The organism is Wolbachia endosymbiont (group A) of Dendrolimus pini, assembly GCF_964026835.1.
Classification (GTDB): domain Bacteria; phylum Pseudomonadota; class Alphaproteobacteria; order Rickettsiales; family Anaplasmataceae; genus Wolbachia; species Wolbachia pipientis.
Window position 1 is genome coordinate 1,088,502 of sequence record NZ_OZ034702.1, and the last position, 14,605, is coordinate 1,103,106.

The 14,605-nt window shown below is 34.4% G+C and carries 12 protein-coding genes; 6 read left to right on the plus strand and 6 right to left on the minus strand.

Annotated elements, in window-relative coordinates; all coding sequences use genetic code 11:
• Positions 1-10: 10 nt before the first annotated feature.
• The 4 genes from AAGD66_RS05400 to AAGD66_RS05415 form a co-directional block, all read right to left on the minus strand.
• Positions 11-1,234: a hypothetical protein gene (locus tag AAGD66_RS05400; protein WP_208571592.1), complete on the minus strand. Its 1,224-nt coding sequence runs from the start codon at positions 1,232-1,234 to the stop codon at positions 11-13.
• Between the two features lie 874 nt (positions 1,235-2,108).
• Entirely contained in the window at positions 2,109-3,221 is a 1,113-nt protein-coding gene (gene mnmA / locus AAGD66_RS05405) for a tRNA 2-thiouridine(34) synthase MnmA (RefSeq protein ID WP_264723799.1), read from the minus strand.
• A 316-nt stretch (positions 3,222-3,537) separates the two neighbouring features.
• A complete protein-coding gene (locus AAGD66_RS05410; protein WP_007548791.1) occupies positions 3,538-4,614 on the minus strand; it encodes a rod shape-determining protein in 1,077 nt (358 codons plus the stop codon).
• A gap of 23 nt (positions 4,615-4,637) precedes the next feature.
• Positions 4,638-6,059 carry a carboxypeptidase gene (locus AAGD66_RS05415; protein ID WP_010963135.1) on the minus strand — a complete coding sequence of 474 codons (1,422 nt, stop codon included), beginning with the start codon at positions 6,057-6,059 and terminating at the stop codon, positions 4,638-4,640.
• Positions 6,060-6,334: 275 nt separating this feature from the next.
• Here AAGD66_RS05415 and AAGD66_RS05420 point away from each other — a divergent pair, with 275 nt between their 5' ends.
• From AAGD66_RS05420 to AAGD66_RS05435, 4 genes are all read left to right on the plus strand, one after another.
• Positions 6,335-6,814 carry an OmpA family protein gene (locus AAGD66_RS05420; protein WP_182309861.1) on the plus strand — a complete coding sequence of 160 codons (480 nt, stop codon included), beginning with the start codon at positions 6,335-6,337 and terminating at the stop codon, positions 6,812-6,814.
• A gap of 184 nt (positions 6,815-6,998) precedes the next feature.
• Entirely contained in the window at positions 6,999-8,294 is a 1,296-nt protein-coding gene (gene tilS, locus AAGD66_RS05425; RefSeq protein ID WP_007548788.1) for a tRNA lysidine(34) synthetase TilS, read from the plus strand.
• A gap of 12 nt (positions 8,295-8,306) precedes the next feature.
• Entirely contained in the window at positions 8,307-10,145 is a 1,839-nt protein-coding gene (ftsH, locus tag AAGD66_RS05430; protein ID WP_012673393.1) for an ATP-dependent zinc metalloprotease FtsH, read from the plus strand.
• Between the two features lie 154 nt (positions 10,146-10,299).
• Entirely contained in the window at positions 10,300-10,968 is a 669-nt protein-coding gene (locus AAGD66_RS05435; protein WP_010081999.1) for a hypothetical protein, read from the plus strand.
• Here AAGD66_RS05435 and tmk read toward each other — a convergent pair.
• Positions 10,961-11,551: a dTMP kinase gene (gene tmk, locus AAGD66_RS05440; protein WP_182309943.1), complete on the minus strand. Its 591-nt coding sequence runs from the start codon at positions 11,549-11,551 to the stop codon at positions 10,961-10,963. The genes AAGD66_RS05435 and tmk overlap by 8 nt on opposite strands.
• Before the next feature lie 108 nt (positions 11,552-11,659).
• On the opposite strand from tmk, the gene AAGD66_RS05445 reads away from it, so the two are divergent.
• Both AAGD66_RS05445 and AAGD66_RS05450 read left to right on the plus strand, forming a co-directional pair.
• Entirely contained in the window at positions 11,660-12,232 is a 573-nt protein-coding gene (locus AAGD66_RS05445; protein WP_006279694.1) for a thioredoxin family protein, read from the plus strand.
• A 5-nt stretch (positions 12,233-12,237) separates the two neighbouring features.
• The gene (locus tag AAGD66_RS05450; protein ID WP_264723801.1) at positions 12,238-13,956 is read left to right on the plus strand and encodes a monovalent cation:proton antiporter-2 (CPA2) family protein; all 1,719 of its coding nucleotides are present in this window, start codon (positions 12,238-12,240) and stop codon (positions 13,954-13,956) included.
• Positions 13,957-13,986: 30 nt separating this feature from the next.
• Here AAGD66_RS05450 and AAGD66_RS05455 read toward each other — a convergent pair whose 3' ends face one another.
• Positions 13,987-14,604: an SURF1 family protein gene (locus AAGD66_RS05455; RefSeq protein ID WP_265041019.1), complete on the minus strand. Its 618-nt coding sequence runs from the start codon at positions 14,602-14,604 to the stop codon at positions 13,987-13,989.
• Between the last annotated feature and the right edge of the window lies 1 nt (position 14,605).

Here is a 14,605-nt window from a genome sequence, read left to right on the forward strand (position 1 = left end):
GTTGCTACATTTATGTAATTCTAAACTTATTTTGCACGGGCTGTCCTAAATTTTCATTCGTCATCTTATTGACTGTTGAAAGTGGTGGTTCCTGTGATAATTGAAATAAAGCATATACTATTACGATAGTAAGCACTGCAGCAATTACTAGATTAGCAAAATTATCCTGTGGTAGGACACCTTTTATTGGATTAAATAATTTTTGCTCCATAAAGAAATAATCAGCAACATATAACCCAACAGATAATACAAACATACCTAAAATAAGTTTACAGACTGTGTTTTTATGGTCTTTTTCTTTTTTCTTGCTGGTGATAGGATTTGGCCTACATTCATTCTCTTCTTGCAGCACTGAGTAGTATATATTATCAGGGCTCGTTATTAATTGTTCAAATTCATCACTATTTTGGTTTTTTAACAGTTGCTCTAGGGTGTTTTTTGTATTTATAGGATATATTAATCCATCCATTTTCAATGCTTTCTCTTGCCGATCCACATTCTCATGGTCGATTGTATATTTATCTCTACTTGATAATCCGATCATGTGTAGTTTGCCAGCTAAGAACATTATATAGCTCTCTATTAACTGATTCTCACATATCTCTAATACTTCTCTTTTTACTGTTTTGTTAGATGACGAAAGTTCTTTATAGTGACCACCCAAAGAAAAGAACAATGCTATATCTTTATCTGCTTTTATGTCATGAATGGAATAATAGCTGCTGATAACGCACTTATTTAATGCAAATTCTCTGTCATATTTGTTTAATGTATTTCCTTCACTTAGTAACTTTCTAAGACCAATGAGTACTTTATTTTCAAAATCTTCTTCTGTTTTAAATATTGGTTCTCTCTTTGGATTTGCTAAGATGTTAAGTAAATCTAATTTTCTTCCATCTACTACTTCATTTATATATTCATTTAACTCAGATCCTTTAATAACTTCATATATTTTATCTATGACATCTTTAGTATTCAGGTTATTGTTTTCACTTAGAATTTGATAAGCTTGAGCATAAATTAAAAACAGCCCTTGTAGACTAAATTTTAAGTTAAAATATTTATCTAATGGTTCCTCTTTTTTTCTAATGAATTCAGACAAACCAAAATGATTTCTGTGATCCATAAAACGACCTAAGTCAGCATGTTGAAAGCTACCTAAAAAAATAAATAACGTCTCTAATAAATTACCCTTACCAACAATTTTTATTAGTTCTTCAATTTCTTTTATCATTGCTGAAACCTATAATGTTCTACTTTATAGTATAAGGGATACATGGCAAAATAGCAATAAATGTTATTAGACTTCTTGCATAACCCAAACTAAGTAGAAAAAGGTATAGCTATACCGCCGCGGCACTAACAAGAGATCCCGCTAACACGCAGCGGGATGACGAGACTTATCTTTATGCCGCCGCGAACCGTCATACCGCCGCGGTATCTCCAGATCCCGCTAACAAGCAGTGGGATGACGAGACTTATCTTTATGCTGCCGCGAACCGTCATACCGCGATTCATTCGCGGTATCTCTCAGCCACTAACAAGAGATCCCGCTAGCGGGATGACGGTTGTCGTTTAGCCATAAATATTTAAGAAATTTACCAAATGAAAAAAAAGGCAAAAGAAGCCCCGTGGTTGGCTAATTACTTACATTATACTTTCAAGTATGGCGTTTTTTTATTCTAAACACTTAATAACCGCGATTTAGCTGCTTTTAAGCCGCAACTAATCTAAATTATAAACGTTAAGAAATTTACTAAACAGAAAAAAAGGCAAAAGAAACCCTAGGGTAGCTAGTTATTCACTATCCATTTTTTAAGTTGGCGTTTTTTAATGTTTTAAATGCTTTATAAGCGTATTTCAGCTTGTGTAGGTAAAAACCCAGAAATTTGATAAAGACATAAGGTGCACATAGTGCAAAAAATTAAACATGAGACGCCAGATACGTGAGTTTTTTTGTCATTTAATCTGTACAGAGAAGATAAATAAATAGCTTCAGTTTCATGATAAGGGCGCTGGCGGAGTTTGTCAAGGAAGTTTTTTCGTTTCTGTTATATGGTTATGCAAGAAGTCTATTGTATGTTTACACTCTGCATTAAAGCTTTTAGTTAAGAGCATATCCATCCACCGCCGATAACTTGCTCATCTTTATACGCTACACAGGCTTGACCAGGACTGATGCCAAAGTAATCGTCGTTTAAAATGACACAGGCTTTATTTTTTTCGTCAGTTGAATGTATTGTTGCTAAACTTCCCGCATGTGATGATCTCAGCTTCACAGTTACTTCCATACCTTCCTTTGGTTGTTCTAACCAATTTAACTCCTTGATCAATATTTTTTTTTGCATTAATACGTTGATCGGACCTACTATAACCTCATTATTTTCTGTATTAATTTTTATCACATAAAGAGGTTCATTGTGTGCGATACCCAAGCCCTTTCTTTGCCCCACTGTAAAATTTACTATGCCACTGTGCTCGCCTAGCACTTTTCCATTAACATCCACTATTTTACCTTTCTGTACAGATTGTGGAGCTAATTTAGCTATTGTTTTACTATAGCTTTCGGAAACAAAGCATATATCTTGACTGTCCGGCTTTTCAGAAATTTGTAAGCTGAAATACTTTGCTAATTTTCTTATATCACTTTTATAGAACCCACCTAGTGGAAATCGCAAAAGCTTTAACTGCTCCTTTGTTGTAGCAAACAGAAAATAGCTTTGATCTTTACTCTTATCAATGCTTCTACACAACTTTACCTCACCATTTTTTTCTAACCTTCTCACGTAATGTCCTGTTACGAGCACATCCGCACCAAGATTTTTTGTAACTTGCAATAGATCACGAAATTTTACCGTTTGGTTACATCTCACGCATGGTATGGGAGTTTCCCCACGCATATAGGTACTCGCAAAATCCTCTATTACTTCCTTTTTGAATATTTCCTCATAGTTTAAAATATAGTGAGGAAAGCCAACACTTTCAGCTACACGCTTAGCGTCATAAATATCCTGTCCAGCGCAGCATGCACCCTTTCTTGCGTTAGCATTGCCATCAGTGCCATATAGCTGAAGAGTTACACCTATCACCTGGTACCCAAGGTTATGTAGCAGTGCTGCAGCAACCGAGCTATCAACTCCCCCGGACATTGCAACAATAGCCTTGGTCTGGTGCGGAGCTTTATCTTTTAGCAGAGGTTCAATTTCAAATTCTTTTAGCATAATCGCCTTAATTTATAAACGCAAATCTTGTGTCATTCCAACATACAACTGTGCAAACGTTTTGATTTGGGGGCAATTTACATAGTAGATGATGTCATGAAAGTAGCTGACACTGGAATCTAGCTTCTATTACACAAATTCATTAAAACAGCATATTTATTTGTAATCAAGTTTCCTGGATCCCAGTGTTAGCTACTCGGATGACACCCTTTTCTGCTAGAAGTTGCCTTCAAATTACTTGGTGCATGACACTGGGATCTCATTTATATTACATAATTCCATCAAAACAATTCGATAAACTACCTTCAAAAATAATTTAATCTTGCTTGAATAAAACATGGCCAAAATAATCCATGTTTTCAAGCACTTTTCCACTACCTAAGGCAACACAACAAAGTGGGTCATCTGCAACACGAACCGGTAATTTTGTTGTTTCACTGATAACTTTACCTAGATTACGTAATAATCCACCACCACCGGATAAAACTATTCCTCTATCGACTATATCAGAAGAAAGTTCAGGTGGAGTGCTCTCCAGCGCAGTCTTAATAGCAGAAATTATCTGATGTACAGGCTCTATTAAACTCTCTGCAACTTGGTATTCTGATAAAAGCATTTCTTTTGGCATGCCACTCACTAAATCCCTGCCCTTAATTATCATTCCCTCTTTGTTATTTTCACCTGGCAGACTGGCTGAACCTATGCTTTTCTTAATTTTCTCAGCGGTTGTTTCACCGATTAATAATTTATGATTTTCACGAATATATGACTTTATTGCCTCATCCATAATATCGCCACCTACTCTGGCAGAACGTGAATAAACAATTCCACCTAAAGAAATAATTGCAACTTCAGTTGTACCGCCTCCTATATCAACAATCATAGAACCTTCAGGTTCGGTAACCGGGAGCCCAGCTCCGATTGCTGCAGCCATTGGTTCTTCAATTAAAAATACTTCATTTGCACCAGCACTTTCTGCTGCATCTTGTATAGCACGCCTTTCAACTGGCGTGGATCCAGATGGAACGCATATGATAATATTAGGTTTATTAACAGTGAATTTTGTGTTTGCACTGCGTATGAAATATTTTAGCATTTCTTCCGCACTTTTAAAATCAGCAATGACTCCATCTTTTAAGGGCCTTATCGCCTCTATCTCTCCAGGCGTTTTTCCAAGCATCATTTTAGCTTTTTTACCAAAAGCATAAGGAACGTAGCTTCCTTTTTCTTTTATTCTTGCTACAACTGAAGGCTCATCAAGCACTATTCCCTGATTTTTCTGATAAACTAAAGTGTTTGCAGTGCCAAGATCTATAGCAATATCGCTAGCGAATAAACCTTTGAAAGTGAAAAGGCTATAAAACTTTCCGGTTAATTTTCGAACAAAATTCATACATAACTCAAGAAAACCATTTATTAAGACAAATTATACTTTTCAGATAAGTAGTAAGTAACACACTCAACGTCTAAACCCTTACCTGTTACTTTTTTTAGCAGTTCCAGGCCACACTTTGCACTGTATATATTTTGAGATAACCAACTGATAAGTAAACTAAAATCTCCTTTTATTATAGCACTTAATGATTCGTAATGATTCTTTTTAACGCAAGAGAAAATCTGCACAGCAGCAATTAAAGCAATAATTTTTATAGGAAAGTAGCCCATAACACCGCTTGCCCAATATTCATCTTGAAAATAAGTGTTTAGCTCATTTTCAGCTTTTACTGGAATTTTATAGTGCTTCATACCTTCCAGCCACGCATCATGCAGGTCTTTGACTTCCAATGTACCATTTATTATATCTTGTTCTAACCTAGTTCTCAACATAATATGAGCTAACAGACTAAATTCATCTGCATTTTTTAAAAAAGAAGAAAGGTTTATTTCATTGAAAATCAAGTACAAATTTTCAACACTGCTAACTTTCTCGTTAGTTTTGCCTTTTATAGCAAATTTCTCTTTTATGTGTGGTTGAATAAACTCAATAAATTCTCTGGATGTTCCAATCATCCTTTCCATGAATAACCCTTGAGTTTCATACATAACATGTCTCGTAATTGGACTACTTATAGAATTTTGCGCTAAACATTTTTGATAAATTGCATAACCACTATGCCGTAAAAGTGAAAATAAACCATAACAAAAATCAGATTCATCATAATCTATAGGGTAGTAATAAGAAGTACGAATCTCATTTAGTGCAATACCCATTTGCTGTAAACATAATGAGCCAAGTTCAATCTGTTTCTGAGTAGCAACTTTTTGTATATTAGTAACCTTATCCTTTTTCTGCTTTTCAATTATTTTATCTACATTTTCGCTAAAAAATTTGCCTACCTTGGGGAATACTTCCCTTATATTCTTTTCTGTGATATCAGAGTCATAGTCAGCAAGCAGTGAGTCGTATTTTGAGCATTTTAATTGCTGCGATTTTATAGAAGCTACTTCGCGAATGAGTGTGATTAAATCAGTAAAACGTTCTTTTAGTTTTTCTAAGTTACTGGTTTCAGAATGAGATAGCTTCCATAAATTTTGGCATTCAACCTTAGCTTTGGATAAAGACTTTACTAAATCAATAGGAACAGCACTGTTGCTTTTATGTATTCTCTCTATTAACTTTAGCTGCTGAGTATTTGCACTTTTTTTGTTACCAAGAGCATCTGCTAATGATTCCTTTATTGCGTCATGAGAGATAATTTCATGTCTGATTTCTTCTAGAAGACTCATTTGTTCAACTTTGTCCTCTATATTCAATTGGCTTTGGTTTAGTACTTTTAGCGTATTTTCGATATTCTTTACCCTATATAATACTTCCTCTAAAAACTTATAAGATTGCATATTTGTTCATTATTTTAGAAAACATCTGTTTAATACCGTAATAGATTAATAATAAAGTTAAAAGTATATTTGCTTAAAGTACAATAAAAAATTGTACTTTTTATTCTTTTATTGGATTTTTCTACTCAGAGTCCAGCATATTATAGGAAAATTAATTGTAAGGTTGTAGAAAAAGTATTTAGTATTTTATTTCTCTTGACTATATTACAATATGGAGAGATATTAGCTACTGAAATTAAAGTTACGCACTATTTAAAATTTATGGAGGTTTAGTAATGTGGAGTAGACTGGTTATAATGTGCTGTTTTTGTTTATTACTTACTGGTGTAAGTTCTTGCCCAAAAAAAGGAGCAAATACAACAAATAAAATAAATTCTGTTGTTAAGCAGATAGGTGATAAAAGAGTTTTCTTTGGTTATGATGAATCTAGTATTGCTGAAGTAAGTGCAGATGCATTACTTGACGTAATGGAGGTGTTACAAGATAACCCTAACGCGAAGGTTACTTTAACTGGTCACACTGACAACCGTGGTTCTCATGAATATAATCTTGCGCTAGGCGCTAGAAGGGCAGATGCAGCTAAAAAATTTATGGTTAGTTGTACACCCTACATAGAAAACAGAATAAAAACTGCTTCTAAAGGTGAAACTGAGCCTTTGGTTAATGTAAAAGATGATTCTAGAAATTCTAAATATGAAAAAGAGCATGCTAAAAATCGTAGAGTGGAATTTTCATTTTCTGGAATAAAGAAATAGTTTCTTGCATTAAAACCTGGATCCCAGTGTCAAACACTGGGATGACATAAAGAAAGGGCACTGGGGTAGACAAAAAAGGACAAACTTGTCATATTTCGTTGCTTGTTAGCGGGATCTATATATACCACAAATAAGTCGCGGTATGACGTAAGAGATCTGACCTGTCTGGCCATCAAGAGACATAATGGAATTAGAGTTATTATTTCAAAATGTGGTTAATAGTTTTGCTTTCTATAACAATCAAGTTGCAGTTGCAGTATCAGGTGGTGTAGATAGTATAGTCTTACTGCACTTAATGACTAACTGGGCAAAAAAAAACAAGCTTTCACTTCCTACAGCATTAACAGTAAATCATGGGTTACGTCCAGAGTCTCAAAAAGAAGCTGATTTTGTTGTAAGTTATGCAAAGGAACTTGGAGCAAAGGAATCGTTCATATTAAATTGGGAGAAGCAAAATATTAAAGGCAATATTCAGTTACAGGCACGAAAAGCACGGTATAAGTTACTAGCAGAGTGGTGTAAAAATAATAATGTTAAATATTTACTTGTTGCTCATCACAAAGATGATCAAGCAGAAACGTTCTTGTTAAGATTAGAGCGAGGTAGTGGCGTAGATGGATTATCATCAATGGACTACAAGTCTTTCCTAAATGGTATTTATATATTTAGGCCATTGTTAAATTTTAGTCGTAGTGAAATAGAAAAGTACGCTAAGCTTCATCGGTTAAAATGGATCGAAGATAGAAGCAACTATGACTTAAAATACAGGCGAACTTTATACCGTAACTTACTTAAAGCAAGTGATAATCAAGAGATTTTAACAGAGCGAATATGCCTCACAGCCCTTCATATGAAAAGAGCTGCAAAAGCGTTGATGCACTACACACGCCTTGCGTTTAATGACTGCGTTAATGTGCATGATCTTGGTTATATTGAAATTAAACTAAGTGAGTTTTATCAATTGCCAGAGGAAATAGCCTTGAGGCTTCTTCTTTACTCCATAATGGCAATTGCCAGTAAACATTATAAACCAAGGTACAACAGCCTTATCGTAATATTTAATAAAATATTGCAAAAGGATAGTAATGTTAACTGTACACTTTCTGGGTGTAAAATAAGAAAACATGGAGAAAATATCTTGATAATTAGAGAATCGTCAAAGATACAAGAAATTACCTTAAACCTACCTTTAAATGAACCTACTCAATGGGATAACAGATTTAGCTGCACAATACTCGGAAATCAAGAGTGTTCAGTTATCATCGCTCCATTAAAAAAAACACAAAAAGTTCCTGAATTTCTGAAGGATTACAACTGCTGCCCTGAAGTTTTCTATTCTTTGCCTGTAGTGCTAAAAGATGGAAAGGTGCTTGCTTATCCTGATGTAAATTATAACGGAAAAAATACCAATGACGATAAGGTTCAATGCATTATTAATAGCACGATAAAACAAAATTTGGTAAGCTTGATTAGTATTTAGTTAGAAATAGAAATGAAAAAATTTTTAGAAGGCTTATTGATCTGGTTAGTAATTATTGTTCTTATTTCAGTTGCTTATATTCAGTTCAGCGGAAATGTAGGTAAAAGTAAAACAATTATACCTTTTTCGGAATTTTTAACTAGACTAGAAGACAATGATGTAGAAAATATTGTCATAAAAAACCAGAGCATTGAAGGCAAGTTCAGGGACGGTTCAAGTTTCAATTCAAGCGGTGTCATATATAGCGACCTAATAAAAAATTTACATGATAGAAAAGTGAGATTCTCCTTTTCAACTGGAGATTCTGCCATGAACGTAATTGGTGGATTACTTATCTCATGGGTCCCAACATTTATCTTTATTGGCTTCTTGCTATTCTTTCTTAAACAAACACAAGCGGGGGGCAACAGAACTATAAGCTTTGGCAAATCAAGGGCTAGACTCATGACTAGTGGAAAAAAAGTAACATTTGATGATGTTGCCGGAATTGATGAAGCAAAAGAAGAGCTAGTAGAGATCGTTGATTTTCTTAAACAAAGGCAAAAATTTCAAATATTAGGTGGAAAAATACCAAAAGGGTGCCTTTTGATTGGCTCTCCTGGAACTGGTAAAACTTTACTTGCTCGTGCAATTGCAGGAGAAGCTAATGTGCCATTCTTTAGTATTTCTGGATCTGATTTTGTTGAAATGTTTGTGGGTGTTGGTGCAAGTCGTGTTCGTGATATGTTTGATCAAGGCAAGAAAAATGCTCCTTGTATAATTTTTATAGATGAAATAGATGCGGTGGGTAGACATCGTGGCATTGGTCTTGGTGGCGGCAATGATGAAAGAGAACAAACATTAAATCAGTTATTAGTTGAGATGGATGGCTTTGAGTCTAATGAAGGTGTAATAATAATTGCTGCGACTAACCGTCCGGATGTCTTAGATCCAGCACTGCTTAGACCTGGTCGTTTTGACCGACAGATTACTATTTCTTTACCCGATATAAATGGGCGTGAAAAGATATTAAATACTCATATAAAGAAAATATCAATAGCACCAGATGTAAACGTGAAAACAGTTGCAAGAGGAACACCAGGTTTTTCAGGGGCTGATCTAGCAAATTTGGTGAATGAATCTGCACTTATCGCTGCAAGAAGAAACAAGAAGATTGTTACCATGGATGATTTCGAATATGCACGTGATAAAGTGATGATGGGCGTAGAAAGGCGATCTCTCATTATGACAGAAGAGGAAAAGAGACTGACTGCATACCATGAAGCTGGTCATGCGATGATTGCTGTTAATATGCCTGCTTCTGATCCTATACACAAAGCAACAATTATTCCACGCGGTAGGGCACTCGGTTTAGTTATGAGACTACCAGAAACAGATAGAGTGTCCCTCACAAGAGAAAAGATGCTAGCAGATATAACTGTTGCAATGGGTGGAAGAGTGGCAGAAGAGCTAATTTTTGGCTACGATAAAGTCACAAGCGGTGCATCTTCGGATATAAAACAAGCATCTGATTTATCACGCGCTATGGTAACAAAATGGGGAATGAGTGACAAAATAGGCCCGATCTATCACAATCGCGAACAAACCATACATGGTTCTGAGATAATTTCTGAAGATACGTTAAAACTTATAGATGAAGAAGTGAAGAAAGTTGTATCTTCTTGCTATGAAAAAGCAAAAGACATTTTGACCAAGCATAAGAAAGGCTTAGATCTCATTGCCGAAAATCTACTGGAGTTTGAAACTTTAACAGGAGATGAAATAAAGGACATATTAAATGGAAAAAAAATTGTTAGAGAGGAAAATGAGAAGAATGAGAAAATAAAAAAATCCTCTCTCTATGAGAGTTGACCTCATCTTAAAAATGCTAATCAGCTAACGCTGCAATAAAACATTCAGAATTGTAACTGTCAATATAAATTGTATTAAAATATTCATAATATTGCATTTTCATCACAATAATGCTATCATTCAGTTAGTATTAATGTTTAATGAGGTGTGAGTAATGATTGATATAGCTTCTATTGGTGTAAGTACAGTTATTGATCAGAATTATAGAAGAAAAGCACAATTATGTTTATCAGGATTATTTGTAACTGTGTCAATAGCAACTGTTACCTGGTTTATTTTCCCTGCGTCACAAAATGTATTAGCTCCGTTTTTACTTCCGGCTATGTTCTTGCTCTTCACTTTATCGATGGGTTATTACATGTTCATATTTAGTTGTGAAGAAAAATCTTTGGTAAAGAATGTTCTTGGTATGGTTGAACCGGCTGAATCGGTAAAGAGAGTGCATTGCCAAGAAAATATTAAGTCCTTATTAGCAGAAGTGAGAAGTACTACGAAAGATAGGTTTCGTAACGTGCTTGTTAATCTTTGTTTTGAAGATCGTAGTAAAGCACACAAACTTGCATTATATGTGAAAGAAATTGACGATATTGTGTCTTCAATAAAAAATAAAGACCTCTTAGACCATTTTGATCAATTTTTTACTATTACTGAAGTAAGCAATAAAAAAAATAGAAGTGAATTAATGAACCTCGCAAGGGCATATAAGATGATAAGTGAAGAAGATCCAGACAAAATACAGGATTTTTTAGCTACTCAAACAAAAAGTTATTCATATGAAATAATGTTACCTGAAATTGATAATTTTCTATCACAAGCTAGGTGATTTTATCAATAATTTCATTGTGTACGTGATTATCATTTTTTGTTTCAATTCCAGTGATAACACTGCACCTAACGGGCTCTTTTATGGCTATTTCCTGAAATCCTTTTCTGACCTTATTGTAAAAATTAACATCCATTTCTTCATATTTATTCTTGTCTTTTGCTCTATTTAACCCAACTTTAACATCAATATCTAGAATGAATGTAATATCTGGATATTTAATTTCCACTAGCTTATGTAAGTCCCTTATTAGCCCTAAGTCAACTCCAAACCCATATCCTTGATATGCAATAGTTGAATCAATAAACCGATCACAAATCACTATTTTTCCTTCTGCAAGAGCTGGTAATATTAATTTTTTCATATGTTCGTGCCTCATCGAGATAAGTAGCAAGAGTTCAGAAATAGGATCAATATTATTTGTTAACAACACTCCTCTTATCTTTTCTGCAAAATCAGTACCACCTGGTTCTCGAGTCAATACCACATTATTTTCGCCGTGAATTTGCTTAAAATGATTTGCAAGTAGCTTAGATTGTGTTGTTTTACCAGAGCCGTCTATTCCTTCGAAAGTTATGAACATAAGTTTTATAATTATAATACTAAAAAAGAATATGCAAACAGTATACATAGAAACCGTTTGACATTTAAATAATAAGACCGTAAATTACATGTGGTATAATAATAGTCTATGGTTGCTCTGAATACTCCTAAAGTCGATTTTAGTTTTACTGCAAAAGATTTTAATCTTTTGGGAGTAGACAATAAATATTATGCATTAAGTGACTGTTGTGGAAAAAATGGTCTTATTATAATGTTTATATGCAATCACTGTCCTTACGTTCAGTCAATTATTAGCAATCTGGTAAGCGATGTTGATCAATTGAAAAAAGATTATCAGGTAAACACCATTGCAATAATGCCAAATGATGTAAATGAATATCCAGAAGATTCCTTTGAAAATATGATTAATTTTGCCAAGGAAAATAAGTTTACATTTCCATATTTAATTGATAGTACACAGAAAATAGCTAAAGAATACGGGGCTGTTTGCACTCCTGACTTTTTCGGCTTTAATTCCAATTTAAACCTTTGCTATCGTGGACGTTTTAACGACACAAAAAAAGAAAAGGTTCAAAGCTATGAAGTAGGAAGTAGTGACTTATTTCAAGCTATGAAATTTATTGCAGAAACTGGTAATTCTCCAATTGACCAAAAATCAAGTATTGGCTGCTCAATTAAATGGTCTAATTCTACAGGTTAAATATCATGCACAGTGGCTCTCAGCATTTGTTTGATATTATAATTTTGCTTTCTGCTGCTGTGTTTATAGTCATAGCATTTTGGAAAATGAATATTAGTCCAGTGCTTGGTTACTTCGTTGCAGGTGCAGTTATTGGTTCTCACGGATTTAATCTGATACACTCAGCTGAAGCAATGGATAATCTTGCAGAATTTGGTGTAGTTTTTCTATTATTCATTATAGGCCTTGAATTGACATTTGAACGCCTGATCGCTATGCGTATTCATGTATTTGGGTTCGGTTCTCTTCAAGTTATAGTTACCATGGTAGCAATATGGTGCATCGCTCTTGCTTTCGGAGTGAATACGAATATAGCAACAGTTATTGGTGGTGGGCTTGCGCTATCCTCAACAGCAATAGTGTTGCAGGTTCTGCAAGAAAAAGGTTCTCAAGCAAGTCAGGTTGGTAGATTGTCGATAGCAGTGCTATTAATGCAAGATTTTGCAGTGGTACCATTAATAGTATTGGTACCTTTACTTACTGGCAATTCTGAGCACAGCCTGATAAGCTCATTGGCAGGTTCATTGGTGCAAGCAGCTATTGCATTAGTGCTGATATTTATAACTGGTAGATTATTGCTTAGACCTTTATTTTCGGTTATTGCTAAAATGGAAAGTAATGAGATCTTTATATCAACAACGCTTTTAATAGTATTAGGAGCAGCATTTATTACTGAGCAATTCCATTTATCGTTAGCATTAGGTGCATTTGTTGCTGGATTGTTAGTTGCAGAAACAGAATATAGACACTCAGTAGAACACGCAGTATTGCCATTTAAAGATTTGTTTCTTGGCTTATTTTTCATGACTGTTGGTATGTCCATCAATACCGAACTTTTACTCAATAAGTTACCACTAATTACTTTATTATCGATTATCCTTATCGTTTTAAAAACATCTATTATATATATATTGTGTAGATTTTTTGGGTTTAAGAGTGCACCTGCTATACAAGCTGGGTTACTGCTTTCACAAGGCGGTGAATTTGCGTTTATTTTGTTTCGCTTAGCAGATGAGCTAAATGTGCTACCAAGTGAAATCGCTCAAGTACTTATGATGGTAACTACAGTAACCATGGCTTTCACTCCTCTTTTATCGGGGCTTGGAGATTGGATAGCAAACTCATTTAGCACTGAGAAAACAATATTAGATGATGAAGCTGTTGAAACAGATACACAAGATCTTTATAACCATGTGATAGTTGCTGGATTTGGTAGAGTGGGATATATGGTAACAAAAATGCTTACGGCAGAGCATTTAAGTTACGTTGTTGTAGATATTCAATCGAAAATAGTCAAAGAAGGAAAAAGTGATAGTTTTCCTATATATCTTGGAGATGTTACAAGATGTGAAATTTTAAAATCGGTAGGAATAGAAAGAGCTCAAGCTCTCGTTATTTCAATAAAGAATGAAGTTACTATAAAAAAAGTTGTTTCTTTAGTTGCAGCAAATTTTCCGCATGTAAATATTGTAATACGCTTACCAGATCTGAGTAATGTGGAGGTTTATAGAGATCTAGGAGCTAGTAAAATTATTCCTGAAACATCTGAGATAGGATTGCAGCTAGGTGGAGCTGCACTGAGCCTTAGTGGTATTAGCGAAAGTGGAGTTACGTTTTTAAAAAGTAGATTCAGAAAAGGCAATTACAGTATGTTAAAAGACCTTGGTAGTGATAAAGATGAATAACTACTTCTCTAATTTTATGTACAGAAAGCTTCAAGCTTTATTGAGGTTTTGCCTATAGTAAATTACGCACATAATCAACCAAATTAAGGAAAGTGCAAACCAAGTGATTGCATATTCCAAATGCTTCATTGGCTGTATAGCTACTTTGCTGCCAAAATTGTTCGGCCACAATACACACTTCTCTAGCTTAATACCTAACTCATTGGAAATTTCTTCTGTACTCAGGGTAAACCATATATTCGAAGCAGTATCGTTCTTGATAAACCAATTTTTACTTTTATTGCTATCGCAATATAAAATTCCATCTGCAACTACTTTTTCAATTTTTACTTTTTTCTCCTTTTTTTCTCCGACTATTCCTTTATTCACCAACATGTAACGTCCAGTGGTGAGCAACATAGGAGACAGCACGTGATAGCCGTGTTGCCCTGCAAAAACATATAGTTCTATGTCACTTAGAATCCCATCAATCTTGACATGCCTATAGTTAAATTTTTCAAGGTCGTTATTGGGCAATAGATGAACCACTGGAAGACTCATACTTTTAATAATATTATTCTTCCAGTTCAATCTGAATATTTGCCATAACCCTAATAAAAAAAGAAGTGAGCAAGGTATAATTAAAATAAATACTATCTTTTTTAACACT

Excerpts from the sequence above, each read along its gene's own strand:
- mnmA (WP_264723799.1), bottom strand. The coding sequence starts at position 3,221 with ATGCTAAAAGAATTTGAAATTGAACCTCTGCTAAAAGATAAAGCTCCG.
- AAGD66_RS05400 (WP_208571592.1), bottom strand. The coding sequence starts at position 1,234 with ATGATAAAAGAAATTGAAGAACTAATAAAAATTGTTGGTAAGGGTAAT.
- AAGD66_RS05410 (WP_007548791.1), bottom strand. The coding sequence starts at position 4,614 with ATGAATTTTGTTCGAAAATTAACCGGAAAGTTTTATAGCCTTTTCACT.
- AAGD66_RS05420 (WP_182309861.1), top strand. The coding sequence starts at position 6,335 with ATGTGGAGTAGACTGGTTATAATGTGCTGTTTTTGTTTATTACTTACT.
- tilS (WP_007548788.1), top strand. The coding sequence starts at position 6,999 with ATGGAATTAGAGTTATTATTTCAAAATGTGGTTAATAGTTTTGCTTTC.
- AAGD66_RS05450 (WP_264723801.1), top strand. The coding sequence starts at position 12,238 with ATGCACAGTGGCTCTCAGCATTTGTTTGATATTATAATTTTGCTTTCT.
- AAGD66_RS05445 (WP_006279694.1), top strand. The coding sequence starts at position 11,660 with ATGGTTGCTCTGAATACTCCTAAAGTCGATTTTAGTTTTACTGCAAAA.
- tmk (WP_182309943.1), bottom strand. The coding sequence starts at position 11,551 with ATGTTCATAACTTTCGAAGGAATAGACGGCTCTGGTAAAACAACACAA.
- ftsH (WP_012673393.1), top strand. The coding sequence starts at position 8,307 with ATGAAAAAATTTTTAGAAGGCTTATTGATCTGGTTAGTAATTATTGTT.
- AAGD66_RS05435 (WP_010081999.1), top strand. The coding sequence starts at position 10,300 with ATGATTGATATAGCTTCTATTGGTGTAAGTACAGTTATTGATCAGAAT.
- AAGD66_RS05415 (WP_010963135.1), bottom strand. The coding sequence starts at position 6,059 with ATGCAATCTTATAAGTTTTTAGAGGAAGTATTATATAGGGTAAAGAAT.